This is a genomic window from Streptomyces sp. NPDC058579, assembly GCF_042718575.1.
GTDB lineage: Bacteria > Actinomycetota > Actinomycetes > Streptomycetales > Streptomycetaceae > Streptomyces.
Genome location: NZ_JBHXPI010000008.1, coordinates 53815 through 71929 on the forward strand (window position 1 = coordinate 53815; position 18115 = coordinate 71929).

16 protein-coding genes are annotated in these 18115 nt (G+C 72.2%); 8 read left to right on the plus strand and 8 right to left on the minus strand.

Annotation, left to right across the window (positions count from 1 at the left end):
* Positions 1-60 precede the first annotated feature (60 nt).
* Genes ACFWRO_RS13185 through ACFWRO_RS13195 form a run of 3 tightly spaced genes read right to left on the minus strand, consistent with a single transcriptional unit; the run spans position 61 to position 2581 of the window.
* Positions 61-1731 (minus strand): IclR family transcriptional regulator C-terminal domain-containing protein, encoded by a 1671-nt coding sequence (locus ACFWRO_RS13185; RefSeq protein WP_384508699.1) that lies wholly within the window; start codon positions 1729-1731, stop codon positions 61-63.
* Positions 1710-2306: an RNA polymerase sigma factor gene (locus ACFWRO_RS13190; RefSeq protein WP_384508702.1), complete on the minus strand. Its 597-nt coding sequence runs from the start codon at positions 2304-2306 to the stop codon at positions 1710-1712. The genes ACFWRO_RS13185 and ACFWRO_RS13190 overlap by 22 nt, the downstream gene beginning before the upstream one ends.
* The gene (locus ACFWRO_RS13195; protein WP_384508705.1) at positions 2300-2581 is read right to left on the minus strand and encodes a hypothetical protein; all 282 of its coding nucleotides are present in this window, start codon (positions 2579-2581) and stop codon (positions 2300-2302) included. The genes ACFWRO_RS13190 and ACFWRO_RS13195 overlap by 7 nt, the downstream gene beginning before the upstream one ends.
* 208 nt (positions 2582-2789) lie before the next feature.
* On the opposite strand from ACFWRO_RS13195, the gene ACFWRO_RS13200 reads away from it, so the two are divergent.
* From ACFWRO_RS13200 to ACFWRO_RS13210, 3 genes are read left to right on the plus strand one after another with little or no spacing between them, the layout of a single operon-like run.
* Positions 2790-3650 (plus strand): ABC transporter ATP-binding protein, encoded by an 861-nt coding sequence (locus tag ACFWRO_RS13200; RefSeq protein WP_384508708.1) that lies wholly within the window; start codon positions 2790-2792, stop codon positions 3648-3650.
* Entirely contained in the window at positions 3647-4627 is a 981-nt protein-coding gene (locus tag ACFWRO_RS13205) for an iron-siderophore ABC transporter substrate-binding protein (protein ID WP_384508711.1), read from the plus strand. The genes ACFWRO_RS13200 and ACFWRO_RS13205 overlap by 4 nt, the downstream gene beginning before the upstream one ends.
* A 5-nt stretch (positions 4628-4632) precedes the next feature.
* On the plus strand, positions 4633-6699 hold the full coding sequence (locus ACFWRO_RS13210) for an iron ABC transporter permease (RefSeq protein ID WP_384508714.1): 2067 nt from the start codon (positions 4633-4635) through the stop codon (positions 6697-6699).
* A 71-nt stretch (positions 6700-6770) separates the two neighbouring features.
* Here ACFWRO_RS13210 and ACFWRO_RS13215 read toward each other — a convergent pair whose 3' ends face one another.
* From ACFWRO_RS13215 to ACFWRO_RS13225, 3 genes are all read right to left on the minus strand, one after another.
* Positions 6771-9167: an ATP-binding cassette domain-containing protein gene (locus ACFWRO_RS13215; RefSeq protein WP_384509184.1), complete on the minus strand. Its 2397-nt coding sequence runs from the start codon at positions 9165-9167 to the stop codon at positions 6771-6773.
* Between the two features lie 139 nt (positions 9168-9306).
* The gene (locus ACFWRO_RS13220) at positions 9307-9663 is read right to left on the minus strand and encodes a VOC family protein (RefSeq protein ID WP_384508717.1); all 357 of its coding nucleotides are present in this window, start codon (positions 9661-9663) and stop codon (positions 9307-9309) included.
* 81 nt (positions 9664-9744) lie between these two features.
* Positions 9745-10704 carry a LysR family transcriptional regulator gene (locus tag ACFWRO_RS13225; RefSeq protein WP_384508720.1) on the minus strand — a complete coding sequence of 320 codons (960 nt, stop codon included), beginning with the start codon at positions 10702-10704 and terminating at the stop codon, positions 9745-9747.
* Between the two features lie 79 nt (positions 10705-10783).
* Here ACFWRO_RS13225 and ACFWRO_RS13230 point away from each other — a divergent pair, with 79 nt between their 5' ends.
* The 4 genes from ACFWRO_RS13230 to ACFWRO_RS13245 all read left to right on the plus strand — a co-directional run bounded on the left by ACFWRO_RS13230 (position 10784) and on the right by ACFWRO_RS13245 (position 15049).
* Positions 10784-11665: an EamA family transporter gene (locus ACFWRO_RS13230; protein ID WP_384508723.1), complete on the plus strand. Its 882-nt coding sequence runs from the start codon at positions 10784-10786 to the stop codon at positions 11663-11665.
* Between the two features lie 151 nt (positions 11666-11816).
* Entirely contained in the window at positions 11817-12908 is a 1092-nt protein-coding gene (locus tag ACFWRO_RS13235; protein ID WP_384508726.1) for a substrate-binding domain-containing protein, read from the plus strand.
* Positions 12909-12956: 48 nt separating this feature from the next.
* The gene (locus ACFWRO_RS13240) at positions 12957-13739 is read left to right on the plus strand and encodes an ATP-binding cassette domain-containing protein (protein WP_384508729.1); all 783 of its coding nucleotides are present in this window, start codon (positions 12957-12959) and stop codon (positions 13737-13739) included.
* Positions 13736-15049 (plus strand): sugar ABC transporter permease, encoded by a 1314-nt coding sequence (locus tag ACFWRO_RS13245; protein WP_384508732.1) that lies wholly within the window; start codon positions 13736-13738, stop codon positions 15047-15049. The genes ACFWRO_RS13240 and ACFWRO_RS13245 overlap by 4 nt, the downstream gene beginning before the upstream one ends.
* A 37-nt stretch (positions 15050-15086) precedes the next feature.
* On the opposite strand, the gene ACFWRO_RS13250 is transcribed toward ACFWRO_RS13245, so the two are convergent.
* Entirely contained in the window at positions 15087-15995 is a 909-nt protein-coding gene (locus ACFWRO_RS13250; RefSeq protein WP_384508735.1) for an oxidoreductase, read from the minus strand.
* On the minus strand, positions 15992-16828 hold the full coding sequence (locus ACFWRO_RS13255) for an AraC family transcriptional regulator (protein ID WP_384508738.1): 837 nt from the start codon (positions 16826-16828) through the stop codon (positions 15992-15994). Before ACFWRO_RS13255 ends, ACFWRO_RS13250 begins: the two co-directional genes overlap by 4 nt.
* A gap of 53 nt (positions 16829-16881) precedes the next feature.
* Between ACFWRO_RS13255 and ACFWRO_RS13260 the strand changes: the two genes are divergently transcribed.
* Complete coding sequence (locus tag ACFWRO_RS13260) at positions 16882-18081, plus strand: MFS transporter (RefSeq protein ID WP_384508741.1); 1200 nt, start codon at positions 16882-16884, stop codon at positions 18079-18081.
* The last annotated feature ends 34 nt before the right edge of the window (positions 18082-18115 follow it).

Here is an 18115-nt window from a genome sequence, read left to right on the forward strand (position 1 = left end):
CGGGGCGCGGGGGATCGCTCCGGGCACGGGGCCTTCCCCCGTGCCCGGAGCGACCGCGTCTCAGGGCAGGGCACGGCGTGGCTCCGGTGCCGTGGTGCCGGCCGTCGGAGGGGTGTCGTCGTTGAGGAGCTGAGCGAGGAGGAGGCCCGTGGCGCGGTGGCTCAGGGAGTGGGCGACCGTGAGGAGGCGGGGGTGCTGGTGGGCGGGCAGGGACAGGGCGACGCTCGTGGCACGGCCGGGCAGCCCCAGGGAGTACGCGACGCACACCTCCGTCCGGGAGTATTCGAGCAGGTCGAACTGGGCGGCGTGCGGGCCGTGTCCGTCGAGGGTCTCGATCAGCGCGCGAGGGTTGGTGATCGTGCGGTCGGTGAGCGGGATGGAGGGGTAGCGGGTGAGGTGGTCCATGCGGGAGTCGAAGTCGAGCTGGGCCAAGAGGCTCTTGCCCACGGCGCTCGCGTGGCCGGTGTCCGTGAACGGGGCCCACTCGTCGACCGGCGGGGCGGTCGCGCTGTGCGCGGCCTCGTGGATGCGGATCTCGCCGTCCGTGTAGCTGCTGAGGTAGACGGCGGCGTCGAGTTCGTCGCGGAGACCGGCCAGGGTCTGCTTGAGCAGCAGGCGGTCGGGGTCGGGTTCGGTGACCAGCTCCATGACCGGTCCCGGATGGTGGACGCCGGCGACGGTGACGACCAGACCCTGGGCGCGGAGCCACTCCAGGAGTAGCGCGGTCGCGTTCAGGGACATGCCTCCGCGCTGCGCGAGGGTGCGGGTGTCCGTCCCCCCCTGGCTCACGATGAGATGGAGCAGGTCCCTGGCCCGTTGGGTGGCCTGCCAGCGGGCCGGGATCACGGCCGGGGAGTGGTGCCGCCTGGCGATGTCGTTGAGGACGGCGGGCCGCAGGGCGTTCGCCGACCACCACGGCTCCTCGGGGCGCCGGCCAGGTCCGGCCGCCGGGAGCGGCGTGAACAGGGGGGAGCTCTCGGCGGGGAGTTCGGGCAGGGGGAGTGCAGGCCCGGATTCCTGGCCGCCCGTCAGCGCGGTCAGCCGCGGCCGCCCGCTCTCCGCTCCGGCCGCGTCCGCGGGCGGGTGCCGGTATTCGTTCGGCACGTGCGGCGCCGGTACGAGGAAGAGCTGGGGCTGCGCGGCCGGTTCCCCGTCGGCCGTCCCGGGAAGGGGAGCCTCGGGCTCGGCGTGGGGCGGGGCGGAGAGCAGGTGCTCGGGTACGCCGAGCCCGGTGCGGGCCTCCTCGAAGAACTCGGTGTCCTCGTCCAGGGGCGTCGCCGTGCCGGGCGCCGGGCGCCGGTTCCCGAGCGCGGCGAGCAGCCGGGCCGCGTCCCCGTGTCCGTGCCTGGCCGCCTCGGCGACGAGATAGCTCGCGTCGTCGGCCCACTCGCCACCGGCCCGCAGCGCGACCACGGCGAGCCGGAACAGGGCCCCCGGGTGGCCGACGGCCGCCGCCTCGCCCAGCCACTGCGCCGCGCTCGTCAGCTCGTCCCGGCCGAGGGCCTTCGACCCCAGCCGGTAGAGCGAGTTGGCCCGCCGGCGCTCCTCGCGGCCCGTCTCGTACGTCTGGGCAAGCGAGCCGAACTCCCCGTCGGGCCGGTCCCAGAAGTCCGGGGGCCCGGCGAGCCGGCTCATCAGTTCCACGAGCCCGGCCGGGACGTCCGGCGCGGGGCGGCCGCCGCTGACCTCGTTGAAGCGGCTCACAACCGTCACCTGTCCTTCTTCAAGCATCGTGTCGTCCTTCGGTGCTCGCCGCGGATGAACGCGCCCAGCGCGTCCCGCAGTTCGGCCACCGCCTTGTGCCGCTCCCGGTGGAGTCGGTCGGTCCGCATGCCGAGCGAGGCCGCGATCTGCACGTCGCTGAGCCCCTGGCTCTGGAGCCGTACGACCTGGCGCCGCCGGCTCTGCGGCATGGCGTCGATGGCGGGCAGCACGAGGTCCATCAAGGGGTCGAACTCGCCCACCGCCTGACGCTGTTCGGGCATGGAGGCCGTCAGGACGTCGCCCGCGAGCTCCAGCCTTCCCTCGCTGCGGAGCCGGTCCCTGGCCAGATTCCAGGCGGCGGCCCGCAGATAGGCCGGGACGTTCACCTTCTCGTCGAGCTCGCCTTTCGCGGCCTTGCGCGCCACCCGCAGGAACGCCTCCTGCGCCACGTCCTGGCAGGCCTGGAGGGAGAGCTTCTCGTCGCTCCGCCTCCGCAGGAAGAGCGGCTCCCGGCCCATGAACACGGTGTAGTGGTCGTACAGCCGCTGCCCGACCCCGCCGTCCACCGCACGTGGTGCCTGCCTCGTCTCGCCGTCTACCACGGGGCGCGCTCCTTCGCCGAGGCCGCCGACGATGCCGGCCGTCCGGCCGCGTCCTGCACCAGCACGACCTCGACCGTGACGTGCGTGGCCGCCCCGGTGTGCCCGGCCGCCCGCGCCGAGGAACCCGGTGCGTCCCGCTGGTCGTCGGCGGGCCGCTCGGCGCATCCCCGGGACCGCCGCCGGTCCACGTAGAGGTGCACAGCGGCGGCGATTCCGGGGATCACCACGCTCGTCAAAGCCGGGGCGAGCCCGGTCCACTCGAAGGGCGGCGTCATCTGAGTCGTTCTCCATCTGCTCCGAAGGGGACGCGGAAAGCGCCCTTGCCCCACAGACGGCCGACGACGGCAGGTTCTCCCCCCAGGACCGCAAAGCTCCGAAAGTGATCGGATGGTTGAGCAGAATCGACCGACCTTGCTCTGGCCCTTGGTCCAAGGTTCTGCCCCCTGGTCCACACCGGAATTAGGTTAGGCTAACCTGTGCCACGTGAGAGTTGGTGAAGAAAACCCGCAGGCCACGCCCGTACGCGGTCATGCGCTGTCGGCCACGGACGTCACCGTCGCCTACGACGGTGTCGATGTCGTGCACGGCGCGTCCGTGACGCTGCGGCCCGGCGACGTGACCGTCCTGGTCGGCCCGAACGGCAGTGGCAAGTCCACGCTCCTGCGGACGATCGCCCGCCTGCAGCGCCCCCGCAGCGCCGCCCTGACCCTCGACGCGGACACGGACGGCCTCGCCCTGACGCCCCGCGAGTTCTCGCGGTACGTCGCCCTGCTGACGCAGGGTCGCCCCACGCCCAGCGGGCTGACAGTACGGGACGTGGTCGAGTTCGGCCGCTACCCATACCGGGGCCGCTGGGGCAAGGCGGACCCGGGCGGCAAGGACGCCGTGGACCGCGCGCTGCGCATGACGGGCGTCGAGGAGTTCGCCGAGCGCGGCGCCGAACACCTCTCAGGAGGACAGCTCCAGCGCGTCTGGCTCGCGGGCTGCCTCGCCCAGGAGACCGGCGTGCTCCTCCTCGACGAACCCACCACCTACCTCGACCTGCGCTACCAGATCGAACTCCTCGACCTCATCCGCGACCTGGCCGACGACCACGGCATCGCCGTCGGCGTCGTCCTGCACGACCTGGACCAGGCGGCCGCCGTCGCCGACCGGGTCGTCCTGCTCCAGTCGGGACGGATCATCGCCGAAGGCCGCCCCGAAGACGTCCTGACCGCGCCCCGCCTGACGGACACGTACGGCATCCGCATCGAAGTCGACACCGACCCCTCCACGGGCCGCCTGCGCACCCGCGCGATCGGCCGCCACCACACGCGAAGCGAAAGGCTCAGCCCCACCTCATGAGACGCCTCCTCCTCACCGCCGCGGTCGCCACCGCGGCGGCGCTCACCCTGACCGCCTGCGGCACGACCGAGCCCGCCAAGGACGACACGAAGAAGTCCGCCGAGCCGATCACGCTCACCGACGACACCGGCGCCAAGGTGGAGCTCGACGGACCCGCCAAGAAGGTCGTCGGCACCGAGTGGAACGTGGTCGAGACCCTGATCTCCCTCGGTGTCGACCCCGTGGGCGTCGCCGACGTCAAGGGCTACAAGACCTGGGACTCCGCCGTTCCGCTGAAGAACGACCCCAAGGACATCGGCACGCGCGGCGAGCCGAGCGTGGAGACCATCGCCGGTCTCAAGCCCGACCTCATCGTCGCCACCAGCGACCTGCCGCCGGCCGCCGTGAAGCAGCTGCGCGGGATCGCCCCGGTCCTGAACCTCACGGCCGCCGACGCCGCCGACCCGATCGGCCGGATGACGAAGAACCTCGACGCCATCGCGAAGGCCACCGGCACCACCGCCCAGGCCGACAAGCTCAAGAAGGGCTTCGACGCGAAGCTCGCCGAGGGCAAGAAGGCCCTGGCCGACGCCGGTCTCGGCGGCGCCAAGTACGCCTTCGCCGACGGCTACCTCGTCTCCAACCAGGTCCAGATCCGCCCGTTCACCAGCGGTTCGCTGATCGGCGCCGTCAACGAGAAGCTCGGCCTGAAGAACGCCTGGACCGTCAAGGGCGACCCGGCCTACGGCCTCGGCACCACCGACGTCGAGGGCCTCACCAAGCTCGGCGAGGGCGTGCACTTCGCGCACATCAGCAACGACGGCGACGAGAGCAGCAACCCGTTCCAGGGCGCCCTCGCCAAGGACAAGGTGTGGACCTCCCTGCCGTTCGTCAAGAAGGGCGACGTGCACCGGCTGCCCGACGGCATCTGGATGTTCGGCGGCCCCGAGTCGATGAACCAGTACGTCGACTCCGTCGTCAAGGCGCTGACGAAGTAACCCCGATGGCCGTCACCGCACCTTCCTCCGCCACCCTTCCGTCGGCTGTCGCGTCCCGGTCGGGCGCGGCCGCGGTGACGGCCCTCCTGCTCCTCCTCGTCGGGGGCCTCGCCCTCGTCGACATCACCCAGGGCACGGCCGCCGTCGGCGCCCCCGAGGTGTGGAAGGCGTTCACGGGCCAGGCCGATCCGGCCGACGCGTCCGTCGTCATCGCCTCCCGCCTGCCGAGGATGGCCGCCGGCCTGTTCGTCGGCGCCGTCCTCGGCATGGCGGGCGCCGCCCTCCAGGCCGTCAGCCGCAACGTGCTCGCCTCGCCCGACACGCTCAGCGTGAACGCGGGCTCCTACCTGGCCCTCGGTCTCGTGTCCGTGGGAGGGCTCTCGCTCCCGCTGCTCGCCTCCTCCGGCGTCGCCTTCCTCGGCGGCCTCGTGGCGGCGGCCGTCGTCCTCGGGCTCTCCGGCCTCGGCGCCGGCACCGTCCGGCTCGTGCTCGCCGGCAGCGCCCTCACCCTCGGCCTCACCGCCGTCACCGAGGGCCTGCTGCTGCTCTTCCCGCAGGAGACGGAAGGGCTCTTCACCTGGAACCAGGGCAGCATCTCCCAGAACGGCTTCGACGGCGTCCTGCAGATGGCGCCCATCGGACTCCTCGGCCTTCTCGGGCTGCTGCTCGTCTCCCGCAGGGTCGACGCCCTGGCCCTCGGCGACGACGCGGCCCGCGGCCTCGGCGTCCCGGTCCGCGCCACCCGCGTCACCGCCGTCGTGCTCGCCGCGCTGCTCTCGGCCGCGGCGGTCACGCTGGCCGGCCCGATCGGCTTCGTCGGCCTCTGCGCCCCCGCCCTCGTCCGGCCCCTCGTGCGCCGGTTCCGCGCCTTCTCCCGCGCGCGGGCCGGGCTTCCGATCGCCGGTCTCGCCGGTGCCGCCCTCGTGCTCGGCTCGGACGTGCTGCTGCGCGCCGTCATCCCGGCGGACACGGCGGTCGCCGTGCCGACGGGCGTCGTCACCAGCCTGGTCGGCGCCGTCTTCCTGATCGTCATGGCGACCCGGGTCCGCGACACCGCCGGAGCCGCCGCGGTCGAGCGGCTGCGCATCCGCAGCCGCGCCGTCTTCCTGACCACCACGGCCGTCCTGGCCGCGGCCCTCGTCGGCGTGACGATCGCCGCCGTCCTGCTCGGCGACAGCAAGCTGCTCCTCGGCGACGTCGTCAACTGGGCGCAGGGCAACGCTGGCAGGACCGTCTCCTTCGTCCTCGACACGCGCGTGCCCCGGGTCCTCGCGGCGCTCCTCGCGGGCGCGGCCCTCGCCCTGGCCGGCACGCTCGTCCAGGCCGTGACCCGTAACCCGCTCGCCGAACCCGCGACGCTCGGCGTCTCCGGCGGCGCCGCGCTCGGCGCCGTCCTCCTCGTCACGTCGGTGCCGCTGGCCGCGTCGTGGAGCGTGGCGGGTGCCGCGTTCGCGGGCGCCGCCGTCAGCTCCGTCATCGTCTTCGGCCTCGCCGCGCGGGGCGGGTTCCAGCAGAACCGGCTCGTGCTCGTCGGCTTCGGCGTCGCCACCGGGGCGGCCGCGCTGATCAGCCTGCTCATCGTCCTCACCGACCCGTTCAACGCGACCAAGGCCCTCACCTGGCTGTCCGGTTCGACCTACGGGCGGACCATGCCGGACATCGTGCCGCTCGCGGTCGTGCTCGCCGTCGGCGTGGTGGCCGCGTTCGCGCGGCGCACGGAGCTCGACCTCGTCTCCCTCGACGAGGACACCCCCCGGCTCCTGGGCATCGGCCTCGGCCGGGGCCGGCTGGGCTTCCTCACGCTGAGCGTCCTGCTCAGCGCCACCGCCGTCGCCGCCGCGGGCACCATCGGCTTCGTCGGCCTGGTCGCCCCGCACGCGGCCCGCGCCCTCGTGGGCCGGCAGCACGCGCGCGTGGTCCCGGTCGCGGTCCTCCTCGGAGCCGTACTCGTCTGCGCGGCCGACCTGTTGGGCCGTACGGTCATCGCGCCCGGCCAGCTCGGCGCCGGCACGATGACGGCGATCATCGGCACGCCGTACTTCCTCTACCTGCTGGTCCGCAGCCGCCGATAACGACAGCCGCGCGTACGTGAGCCCCGCCCCGGGACTTCCCGGGGCGGGGCTCACGCGTACCGAAGGCTAGATCAGCCTCCGACGTACGCCGCGAGGTGCTCGCCGGTGAGGGTCGAGCGGTCGGCGACGAGCTTGGCCGGCGTGCCCTCGAAGACGACCTTGCCGCCGTCGTGGCCGGCACCGGGACCGAGGTCGATGATCCAGTCGGCGTGCGCCATCACGGCCTGGTGGTGCTCGATGACGATCACCGACTTGCCCGAGTCGACCAGCCGGTCGAGCAGCCCGAGCAGCTGCTCCACGTCCGCGAGGTGGAGCCCGGTGGTCGGCTCGTCGAGGATGTACACACCGCCCTTGTCGCCCATGTGGGTGGCGAGCTTGAGCCGCTGCCGCTCGCCGCCGGACAGGGTGGTGAGCGGCTGACCGAGGGTGAGGTAGCCGAGCCCGACGTCGGAGAGCCGTTCGAGGATCTTGTGCGCGGCGGGCGTCTTCGCCTCGCCCTCGCCGAAGAAATCCTCCGCCTCCGTCACCGACATGGCGAGCACCTCGCTGATGTCCCGCCCGCCGAGCCGGTATTCGAGCACCTCCGCCTGGAACCGCTTGCCCTCGCAGTCCTCGCAGGGAGTGGCCACGCCCGCCATCATCGCCAGGTCCGTGTAGATGACCCCGGCGCCGTTGCAGGTGGGGCAGGCGCCCTCGGAGTTGGCGCTGAAGAGCGCCGACTTGACGCCGTTCTCCTTGGCGAACGCCTTGCGGATCGGGTCGAGCAGTCCGGTGTACGTCGCCGGATTGCTCCGGCGCGAGCCGCGGATCGGCGTCTGGTCCACCGACACCACGGTCTCGCCGGCCGGGATCGACCCGTGGACGAGGGAGCTCTTGCCGGAGCCCGCGACACCGGTGATGACGACCAGCGCCCCCAGCGGGATGTCGACGTCGACGTTCCGCAGGTTGTTCGCCTTCGCGCCGCGGATCTTCAGCGCGCCGTCGGCCGTGCGCACCGTCTCCTTGAGCGAGGCCCGGTCGTCCAGGTGCCGCCCGGTGATCGTGTCCCCGGCGCGAAGCCCCTCGACGGTGCCCTCGAAGCAGACGGTGCCGCCGCCCGTACCGGCCCCGGGGCCGAGGTCGACGACGTGGTCGGCGATCGCGATCGCCTCGGGCTTGTGCTCCACCACGAGCACCGTGTTGCCCTTGTCCCGCAGCCGGAGCAGCAGGTCGTTCATCCGCTGGATGTCATGGGGGTGCAGGCCGATCGTCGGCTCGTCGAAGACGTACGTGACGTCGGTGAGCGAGGAGCCGAGGTGCCGGATCATCTTGACGCGCTGCGCCTCGCCGCCCGACAGCGTGCCCGCCGGCCGGTCCAGGGAGAGGTAGCCGAGCCCGATCTCCACGAAGGAGTCCAGGGTCCGCTGGAGCGCATCGAGCAGCGGCGCCACCGACGGCTCCTTGAGGCCGCGCACCCACTCCGCCAGGTCCCGGATCTCCATCGAGCAGGCGTCCGCGATGGAGATCCGCTTGATCTTCGAGGACCGGGCGCCTTCGCTGAGCCGCGTTCCGTCGCACTCGGGACAGGCCGTGAAGGTGACCGCCCGCTCCACGAACGCCCGGATGTGCGGCTGCATCGACTCCTTGTCCTTGGACAGGAACGACTTCTGGATCTTGGGGATCAATCCCTCGTAGGTGAGGTTGATGCCGTTGACCTTGATCTTGGTCGGCTCCCCGTAGAGGAAGTCCCGCAGCTCCTTCTTGGTGTACTTGCGGATCGGCTTGTCCGGGTCGACGAAGCCGGACTGCGCGTAGAGCTGCACGGTCCACTGACTGTCCGACTTCCAGCCGGGGATCGTGAACGCGCCCTCGGACAGCGACTTGGAGTCGTCGTAGAGCTGCGTGAGGTCGATGTCGGTGACCGAGCCCCGGCCCTCGCAGCGCGTGCACATGCCGCCGGTGCGCTGGAAGGTCGCCTTCACCGTCTTCGTCTTGGCGGCACCGCGCTCCACGGTGATCCCGCCGCTCGCCCGGACCGACGCCGTGTTGAAGGAGTACGCGCTGGGCGGGCCGATGTGCGGCTTCCCGAGTCGGCTGAACAGGATGCGCAGCATCGCGTTGGCGTCGGTGGCGGTGCCGACCGTGGAACGCGGGTCGGCGCCGATCCGCTGCTGGTCGACGGTGATCACCGTCGTCAGGCCCTCCAGGACGTCGACCTCGGGTCGGGCGAGGGTCGGCATGAAGCCCTGGACGAAGGTGCTGTACGTCTCGTTGATCAGCCGCTGCGACTCCGCCGCGATCGTGTTGAACACCAGCGAGCTCTTGCCCGAACCGGAGACTCCGGTGAACACCGTCAGCCGGCGCTTCGGGATCTCGATGCTGACGTCCTTGAGGTTGTTCTCGCGTGCTCCGTGCACGCGGATCACATCGTGGCTGTCGGCACCGTGCGGCGCGGGCGGCTGTGCGCCCTTCCTCGTGGCCATGCTGATCGTGTCTCTCCGTCCGTGGGCCGGGGCCGCGGGAACGCGGCCACCGTCTTTCCGTCTCTGCATCCGGTTCTACGTCACATCCCGGTCCTACGTCTCCGGAACGGCCGGAGGCAACGGTCCACCGGCGCGTCGCGCCGGCTCACCGGTCCTGGACGAGCCCGAGCACATTGCCGTCGGAGTCCGTGAACGTGGCCACGAGACGGCCGCCGCCCACGTCCTTGGCCGAGTCCCGCACGGTCGCGCCGGCGGCCGTGACCTCGGCGAGCTTCGCCTCGATGTCCGGCACGTGCCAGTAGGCGACCGGCGACGTCATGCCCTGCGGGCCGCCGCTCGGTACGAGCCCGATGTGCTGGCCCTCGACGTCGAAGCCGACGTAGTACTCGCTCTCGGTCTGCGGACGGATGCCGAGCAGCGCGGCGTACACCTCGGTGGCCTTCGGCAGGTCGGTGACGGGGTGCAGCACGGTCTTGATGCCCTGGGTGGGGGTGCCGGTCATGATCGCTCCTGAAGTCGTGGGTCCCCGGGACCCGCTCTGTGTCGTACGGATGCCGGTCCACCGACCCGCACGCCAGCCACGCTACGGGCGGCCAGGGGACGGCGCTTCTCGATTCCTGACCGGTTCGCCCGCGTCCCGTTCGACCGGGCTCGGATCGAGGCCGAGTCCATCGAGTCCCAGGGCGGAGAGGAAGGCCGTCGCCGCCGGGGTGCGCCCCGCCGCGTTCCACACGGCGTACTCGACGCGGGTCGGCGCGTCCGTCACCTCGATCGTGGTGACACCGGTGAGCTGGTGCACGTAGAGAGAGGGGAGCAGGGCGATCGCCAGGCCCTGGCCGACCAGGCGGGCCATGAAGAGGTCCGCCGTCGTCACCTCGAAGGCCACGTCTCGGGTGAGCCCGGCGGCCGCGAAGGCCAGGTCGGACTGGACGCGTCCGGCCGTCCCGGCCGGCAGGTCCACGAAGACCTCCGAGGAGAGCCTGCGCAGGTCCACCGCCGCTTCGCCCGCGAGGGGGTGGTCCGGGGCGACCACGGCGACCAGCCGGTCGTGGGCGAGCACGTGCGAGGCCACACCGCGCGGTGGGTCCGCAGCCGTGGGCAGGCCCAGGAACGCCACGTCCAGGGCGCCCTCCCGGACCTGCTCGGCGAGCTCCTCGCTCGCACCCACCCGCAGACCGATCCGCACCCGCGGATACCGCCCGCGGAACGTGCGCAGCGCCCCGGGCACGTCGACCGCCGCGACGGTGGGGATCAGCCCCACGGCGAGCCGTCCCCGTACCTCTCCCACGGCGGCGGCGACCTCGGCCGACGCCCGCTCGGCGGCCTCCAGGCACTGCCGGGCGGCCGGCAGGAACGCCGCTCCGGCCGGGGTCAGCCGCACCCGGCGGCTCGTCCGGTCGAAGAGCCGCGCGCCCAGCTCCCGTTCGAGGCGGGCGATCTGATGGCTGAGGGCGGACTGGACGACCAGGCACCGTTCGGCGGCCCGGGTGAAGCTGTTCGTCTCGGCGACGGCGACGACGTACCGCATCTGCTGGAGGTCCATCGATCCATCGTGAATCACGATGGATGGCGTGACAAGCATGTGTTGGACTCATCGATCACCGTCGCCTGAGACTGCGAGCATGACAAGTCCGGCAGTCCTGTCCCGCACCCTCGTGACGGCGCTCGCGCCCGTCTCCTGGGGCACCTTCTACGTCGTCACCACCGAACTCCTCCCGCCCGCGCACCCCCTCTTCGCGGGGCTCCTGCGGGCGTTGCCCGCCGGGCTCATCGCCCTCGCGATCGGCCGGGCCCTGCCGCGCGGCGCGTGGTGGGGCAAGGCCGCCGTGCTCGGCGTCCTGAACATCGGGCTGCTCTTCCCGCTGCTGACCGTCGCCGCCGAACGCCTCCCCGGAGGCGTGGCGGCCACCCTCGTGGCGGCCCAGCCGCTCGCCGTCGCCGTCCTGGCCGTGGCGGTCCTCCGTGAGCGGTTCTCGGTCCGGCGCCTGGTCTGGGGTCTGGTCGGCGTGGCCGGCGTCGGCCTGGTCGTGATCGGGCCGAGCGCCTCGTTCGACCTCGTCGGGATCCTCGCCGGCCTCGGCAGCGCGGTCACGATGGCGCTCGGAGTGACGCTCACCAAGCGCTGGGGGCGTCCCGCTGGGGTGGGCCCCACCGCGTTCGCCGGCTGGCAACTCACGGCGGGCGGACTGTTCCTGCTGCCGCTCACCCTCCTCGTCGAGGGCGCGCCGCCGGCGATCGACGGGCGCGCCGCCGTCGGCTACCTCTGGCTCGGCCTGGTCGGCGGCCTGTTCGCCTTCGTGCTGTGGTTCCGCGGGGTCGGCGCGCTCCCCGTCACCTCCGTCGCGGTGCTCGTCCTGCTCTCGCCGCTGGTCGCCGCCGTGCTCGGCGCCGCTCTGCTCGGCCAGACCCTGGGCCCGGTCCAGCTCCTCGGGTTCGGGCTCTGCCTCGCGGCGATCGTCGCCGCGCAACTGCCCGCCCCCGCGGCCCGGAGAGCGGTCGCCTGAACTGCGTAAACGCCGGGCCCCCCGGCCAGGGCCGTTCACCCGCTTGCCGGTCATGGAGTTGCGGCTAATGTCGTATTAAGGCCACATGTGCACCCCCTCGTCTCCCGCGCTCACGCGGAAAGGGGAAGGGGGCGTACGGAAGGAGCCCCCCATGACCCGCACATTGCGTGGCGCGATCGCCCTGGCCGGAGCCGCGGCCCTGTCCCTGGGCGCGGTCTCGATGAGCGGCGCGGCCCAGCCGGGCACGGCCACCGCCAAGCAGGGCGAGGTGAAGATCGGCCTGCTGCTCCCCGAGAGCAAGACCACGCGCTACGAGAAGTTCGACCGGCCGTACATCGAGCAGAAGATCAAGGAACTCGCGCCCGACGCGCAGATCGACTACTACAACGCGGCCGAGAGCGCCACCACCCAGCAACAGCAGGTCAACACCGCGCTCACCAAGGGCAACCAGGTGCTGATCCTGGACGCGGTGGACTCCAAGTCCATCCAGTCCTCCGTGCAGAAGGCCAATGACGCGGGCGTGAAGGTCGTCGCGTACGACCGCCTCGCGCAGGGCCCCGTCGACGCCTACGTCTCGTACGACAACCGCAAGGTCGGCGAGTTGCAGGGGAAGGCGCTGCTCGACGCGCTCGGTGACAAGGCCGAGAGCGGCCAGATCGTCATGCACAACGGCTCGCCCACCGACCCCAACGCGGCCGAGTTCAAGGCCGGTGCGCACTCCGTCCTCGACGGCAAGGTGAAGATCGGCAAGGAGTACGACACCCCCAACTGGGACCCGAACAACGCCAACCAGCAGATGTCGGGTGCCATCAGCGCACTGGGCAAGGACAACATCGTCGGCGTGTACTCGGCCAACGACGGTCTCGCCGCCGGTATCGCCACCGCCCTCAAGTCGGCGGGTATCAACGTGCCGTTGACCGGTCAGGACGCTCAACTCGACGCCATCCAGCGGATCCTGCTCGGCACCCAGACCATCACGATCATGAAGCCGTACAAGCCGGAGGCGGACATCGCCGCGACCATGGCCGTCGATCTCGCCGAGGGCAAGGAGCTCTCGAAGGACCTGGTGCCCCTCACGGTCACCAGCGGCAGCGGCCAGAAGGTCCCGGCCAATCTGCTGACCCCGATCGTGGTCGACAAGGACAACATCGGTGACACGGTCGTCAAGGACGGTCTGTACACGGTCGACGAGATCTGCACACCCACCTACGAGGCCGCCTGCAAGGAAGCCGGTCTGGAGTAGCCGTAGCGGCAGCGACGCGACGGGGGCCGGGTAGGAGGCGGTTGACCAATGCCCGAAACACCTGTGCTCAGTCTGCGGGGGATCTCCAAGCGGTTCGGCGCCGTGCAGGCGCTGTCGGACTTCGACCTGGAGGTCCACGCCGGTGAGGTCGTCGCGCTCGTCGGCGACAACGGCGCCGGCAAGTCGACCGCCGTCAAGGCGATCGCCGGGGTCAACCCGCCGGACGAGGGCGTGATCACCTGGGAGGGCCGCCCGGTCACCGTCCATCGGCCGCACGACGCCCAGAACCTCGGCATCGCCACCGTCTACCAGGACCTGGCGCTCTGCGACAACCTGGACGTCGTCGGCAACCTCTTCCTCGGCCGCGAGATGAAGCGCTGGGGCGTGCTCGACGAGGTCGGCATGGAGCGGCGCTCGCGCCAGCTGCTCGACACCCTCTCCATCCGCATCCCCAGCGTCCGCATCCCCGTCGCCTCCCTCTCCGGCGGCCAGCGCCAGACCGTGGCGATCGCCCGCTCCCTGATCGGCGACCCGAAGGTCGTCATCCTGGACGAGCCGACCGCCGCGCTCGGCGTGGAGCAGACCGCCGAGGTCCTCGACCTCGTCGAACGGCTCCGGGAACAGCGCCTGGGCACCATCCTGATCAGCCACAACATGGTGGACGTGATGGCGGTCGCCGACCGCATCGCAGTGCTGCGCCTCGGCCGGAACAACGGCTTCTTCGACAAGCGCTCCACGACCACCGAGGAGATCATCTCCGCCATCACCGGGGCCAGCGACAGCGCGGTCACGCGCCGCCAGGCCCGCAAGCGGGGCGAGGAGGAGCGATGAGGCGCGACCGAGGCCGCCACGACCCCTCCGACCCCTTCTCCGGACCCGGCGACGGAGACGGCGTCGGCCAGGAGCCGGCGCATGACGCCGTCCCGGCCGTCGACACCCGGCTGATCGTCCGGGAGGAGGGTTTCAAGGGGTACATCGGGGAGTTCGGGCGGAAGCTGCGCAGCGGCGAACTGGGCTCGCTGCCCGTCGTCATCGCCGTGATCATCATCTGGACGGTCTTCGGCACGCTGGACAGCGCGTTCCTCTCCGCGCAGAACCTCTCCGACCTCAGCCAGCAGATCGTCGGCACGGGGATGATCGCGATCGGCATCGTCTTCGTCCTGCTGCTCGGCGAGATCGACCTCTCCGTCGGCTCCGTCAGCGGCCTGTGCGCCGCGATCTTCGCCGTGCTCAACGTGCTGAACGGCATGAACGAGTGGCTGGCCCTGCTGGTCGCCATCGCCGGCGGAGCCGCCGTCGGACTCATCCAGGGCTTCTTCTTCGCCAAGGTCGGCGTGCCCGCGTTCGTCGTCACCCTGGCGGGCAACCTCGCCTGGAACGGACTCATGCTGCAGGTGCTCGGTACCAGCGGCACGGTCAACATCCCGAGCGAGAGCATCGTCTCGGAGCTGTACTCGACGATCTTCCACAGCCCGGCAGCCGCCTACATCACGGCGGCCGTCGGCGTGGGGCTCTTCCTGGCCGCCTCGCTCCTCGACGCCCGGCGGCGCCAGCGCGCCAGGGTGCCGTTCCGGCCGATCGCCGAGATCGTGATCCGTACGGTCGTCATCGCCGCGATCGCCTTCGTCGCCGCGTACATCCTCAACCAGTACCAGGGGCTGCCGCTGGCGCTCCTGGTCTTCCTGATCGTCCTGGTCATCGTCGACTTCGTGCTGCGCCGCACCTCGTACGGGCGGCAGATCTTCGCCGTCGGCGGCAACATCGAGGGCGCCCGAAGGGCTGGCATCAGCGTGCCGTTCATCCGGATGTCCGTCTTCTCCATCGCCGGCACCATGGCGGCCGTCGGCGGCCTCTTCCTGGCCGGTCAGATCCAGTCCGCGAGCCAGACGTCCGGCGGCGGAAACCTGCTGATGAACGTCATCGCCGCCGCCGTCATCGGCGGCACCAGCCTCTTCGGCGGCCGCGGCTCGGTCTGGTCCGCCCTGCTCGGCGCGCTGGTGATCGGCTCGATCCAGTCCGGCATGAACATCATGGGCGTCAGCAACGCCGTCCAGTTCATGATCACCGGAGCGGTCCTGCTGGCCGCCGTGGTCGTCGACTCCCTGTCCCGCCGCAGCCAGAAGGCCGCCGGACGCGCGTGACCTCCGTGCCCCGCCGGGCCGGTGCTGCCGGTGCTTCCTACGCGCCGCGCGCGTGCAGGGCGTCCAGAGAGGCCAGTTCGTCCTCGGTGAGGCGCAGCGCGCCCGCCGCGACGTTGGCGGCCAGATGGTCAGGGTCGCCGGTGCCGGGGATGGCGAGCACGTGCGGGCCCCGGTGCAGCGTCCACGCGAGCCGGACCTGGGCCGGGCTCGCCCCGTGCGCCCGTGCCACGGCGAGCACCTCGTCGTCGGCGCCACCGCTCGCACCGCTCTCGCCGCCCGTGCCGGCGATGGCGTAGAAGGGCACGTACGCGATGCCCTGCTCGCCGCACTCGCGGACGAAGGCGTCGTGGTCGGGCCGGACCCCGATCCCGTACCGGTTCTGCACGCAGACCACCGGAGCGATCGCTCGGGCCTCCGCCAGCTGGTGCGGATGGACGTTGGAGAGGCCCAGGTGGCGGATGAGACCCGCCTCGCGGAGCTCGGCCAGCGCGCCGAAGCGCTCGGCTACCGAGTCGGTGCCGAGGACACGCAGATTGACGAGGTCGAGGTGGTCGCGGCCGAGCTGGCGCAGGTTCTCCTCGACCTGCCCGCGCAGCTGCCCCGCCGTCGCGTGCGGCACCCAGCGGCCGGACGGGTCGCGGCCAGGACCGACCTTGGTGGCGATGACCAGGTCGTCCCCGTAGGGGGCGAGGGCGCGGTTGATCAGCTCGTTGGCCGAGCGCAGGGGAGAGAAGTAGAACGCGGCGGTGTCGATGTGGTTCACGCCCAGCTCGACCGCCCGGCGCAGGACGGCGACGGCCTGGTCACGGTCGCGGCTCACGGCGTTCTCGACGAGGGCCTCGCCCGTCTGCGGCAGGCGCATCGCGCCGAAGCCGATCCGGTGGACCGTGAGGTCTCCGAGGGTCCAGGTGCCCGAGGCTGCGGCGTCGATCGTTTCTGTGGTCATGACCTGGATGATCTCCCGGCAGAGGCCCCGGATGCCAGCGCGTCCGGCAGGCCCCGCTCGTGACGGTGTGCGCCCGGGGTGTAGCCGAAGGCGTGGCGGAAGACCTCGATGAAGGCGCTGGGGGACGACCAGCCGCAGCGGTGGGCGACGGTGGTGACCGGGACGCCGTCCGCGAGGAGCCGTAGCGCGTGGTAGAGCCGGGCCTGGGTGCGCCACTGAGGGAACGTCATGCCGAGGTCCGAGCGGAAGAGCCGGCTGAGGGTCCGTTCGCCCGCCCCGGCCGCCGCGCCCAGCTCGGCGAGCGTCCGGGGGTCGGCCGGGTCGGCGCGGAGGATCGCGCAGACGGCGACGAGGCGGGGATCGGTCGGCGCCGGCAGCCGCAGGGGCTGCTGGGGCGAGCTCCGCAGCTCGTCGCGCAGGACCGCGAGGAGCCGGCCGCGCTCGGGTCCGGTGTCCTCGGGCGAGCGGGTGTACGCGAGGATCAGCTCGCGCATCAGGGGACCGACGGCGAGCACGGTGGGGGTGTCCAGGCCGAGCGGGTTGTCGTCGGCGGGCAGCCCGATCAGGTGCAGATCGAGGCGTCCGTGCGCCCGGTGGGCGTGGACGGTGCCGGCCGGGACCCAGATGGCGCGGGTGCCGGGCGCGAACCACGTACCGGCGTCGGTGGTGACGGCCAGCACGCCCGAGCCCGCGTAGACGATCTGGTGCTCGTCGTGCCGGTGGGCGTCGATGCGCTCGCCCGCCGTGAGGAGCTGGGCACGGGTCGGGGCCTGCGGGGTGTGGCGGACGGACCGGTCGGGGGCGGGACGTCGGGATCGGCGGAAGTTCGACACAAGTAGGCAGATTATCGAAAGCGCGACACCCGCCGCCTCGCAAGGATCGAAGGGTGCCGACGAAGACGAACACGAACACCATCAGCTCACCTCCTCATCGACCCCTCACCCTGCTGTCCTGGGGACACGCCTGCGTGGACGTCTACCAGGGAGCCGTCGCGGCCCTGGTGCCGTACTTCGTAGCCGAGCGCGCCTACGGCTACGCCGCCGCCTCGGCCGTCGTCCTCGCCGCCTCGCTGCTCTCGTCGGTGGTGCAGCCGCTGTTCGGAGCGCTCACCGACCGGCGGCCGCTGCCCTGGCTGCTGCCGGTGAGCGCCCTGCTCGCCGGCGCGGGGGTCGCCCTGAGCGGCGTCATCGACTCGTACGCGGTCACTCTGGCCGCGGTCGCCGTGTCCGGAATCGGCGTCGCCGCCTACCACCCCGAGGCGGCGCGGGTCGCACGCCGTGCGAGCCGGGGCAGCCACACCGGGATGGGCTGGTTCTCCCTCGGCGGCAACCTCGGCTTCGCCACCGCCCCCGTCCTGGTCGCCGTCGTCGGCGCCGCCGGCGGCCTGGCCGCCACCCCACTGCTCGTCGTCCCGGCCCTCGCGGGCGCCGCGCTGTGCGCGGCCGCGCTGCGGGCGATGGACGAGCCGAACGCCGGGACACCGACCGACGCCGCCGGGACGACCGTCGGCCGGAACGACTGGGCCTCGTTCGCGCGCCTGTCCGGGGCCGTCGTCTGCCGCTCGATCGTCTTCGTCGGACTGAGCGCCTTCCTCTCCCTATACGCCCGCCAGCGCACGGGCGGCGGCGAACTCGCCGGTACGGCCGCGCTGTTCGTGCTCTACCTCGGCGGCGCGGTCGGCACCGTGGCCGGCGGGAAGCTGGCCACCCGCCATCCCCGCGTGACCGTCGTCCGGTGGTCCTACACCCTGAGCGTCCTCGCCGTGGCCGGCGTGGTCCTCGTCCCCGGCCCGCTCCTGTACGTCTTCGTCGCGCTGACCTCGGTCGGCCTGTACGTGCCCTTCTCCCTGCACGTCACCCTCGGGCAGGACTACCTGCCCGGGCGCGTCGGCACGGCGAGCGGGGTGACGCTGGGCCTGACCGTCAGCGTCGGCGGCATCGCGACCCCGTTCGTCGGAGCGCTCGCCGACGCCACCTCACTGGGCACCGCCCTCGCCCCGCTGATCGCCCTGCCCGCCCTGGGCCGGCTGCTGCTGTGCGGCCTGCGGGAGCCCGCCGCGCCAGCGGGAACGTCGCCGCCCGCGTAGGCTCGTGGGGCAGGTCAGGGTGATCGCAGCGCGA

Coding starts and splice junctions, on each gene's coding strand:
- ACFWRO_RS13250 (WP_384508735.1), bottom strand. CDS start 15,995: ATGACCACAGAAACGATCGACGCCGCAGCCTCGGGCACCTGGACCCTC.
- ACFWRO_RS13220 (WP_384508717.1), bottom strand. CDS start 9,663: ATGACCGGCACCCCCACCCAGGGCATCAAGACCGTGCTGCACCCCGTC.
- ACFWRO_RS13185 (WP_384508699.1), bottom strand. CDS start 1,731: ATGCTTGAAGAAGGACAGGTGACGGTTGTGAGCCGCTTCAACGAGGTC.
- ACFWRO_RS13240 (WP_384508729.1), top strand. CDS start 12,957: ATGCCCGAAACACCTGTGCTCAGTCTGCGGGGGATCTCCAAGCGGTTC.
- ACFWRO_RS13195 (WP_384508705.1), bottom strand. CDS start 2,581: ATGACGCCGCCCTTCGAGTGGACCGGGCTCGCCCCGGCTTTGACGAGC.
- ACFWRO_RS13210 (WP_384508714.1), top strand. CDS start 4,633: ATGGCCGTCACCGCACCTTCCTCCGCCACCCTTCCGTCGGCTGTCGCG.
- ACFWRO_RS13205 (WP_384508711.1), top strand. CDS start 3,647: ATGAGACGCCTCCTCCTCACCGCCGCGGTCGCCACCGCGGCGGCGCTC.
- ACFWRO_RS13245 (WP_384508732.1), top strand. CDS start 13,736: ATGAGGCGCGACCGAGGCCGCCACGACCCCTCCGACCCCTTCTCCGGA.
- ACFWRO_RS13230 (WP_384508723.1), top strand. CDS start 10,784: ATGACAAGTCCGGCAGTCCTGTCCCGCACCCTCGTGACGGCGCTCGCG.
- ACFWRO_RS13235 (WP_384508726.1), top strand. CDS start 11,817: ATGACCCGCACATTGCGTGGCGCGATCGCCCTGGCCGGAGCCGCGGCC.
- ACFWRO_RS13225 (WP_384508720.1), bottom strand. CDS start 10,704: ATGGACCTCCAGCAGATGCGGTACGTCGTCGCCGTCGCCGAGACGAAC.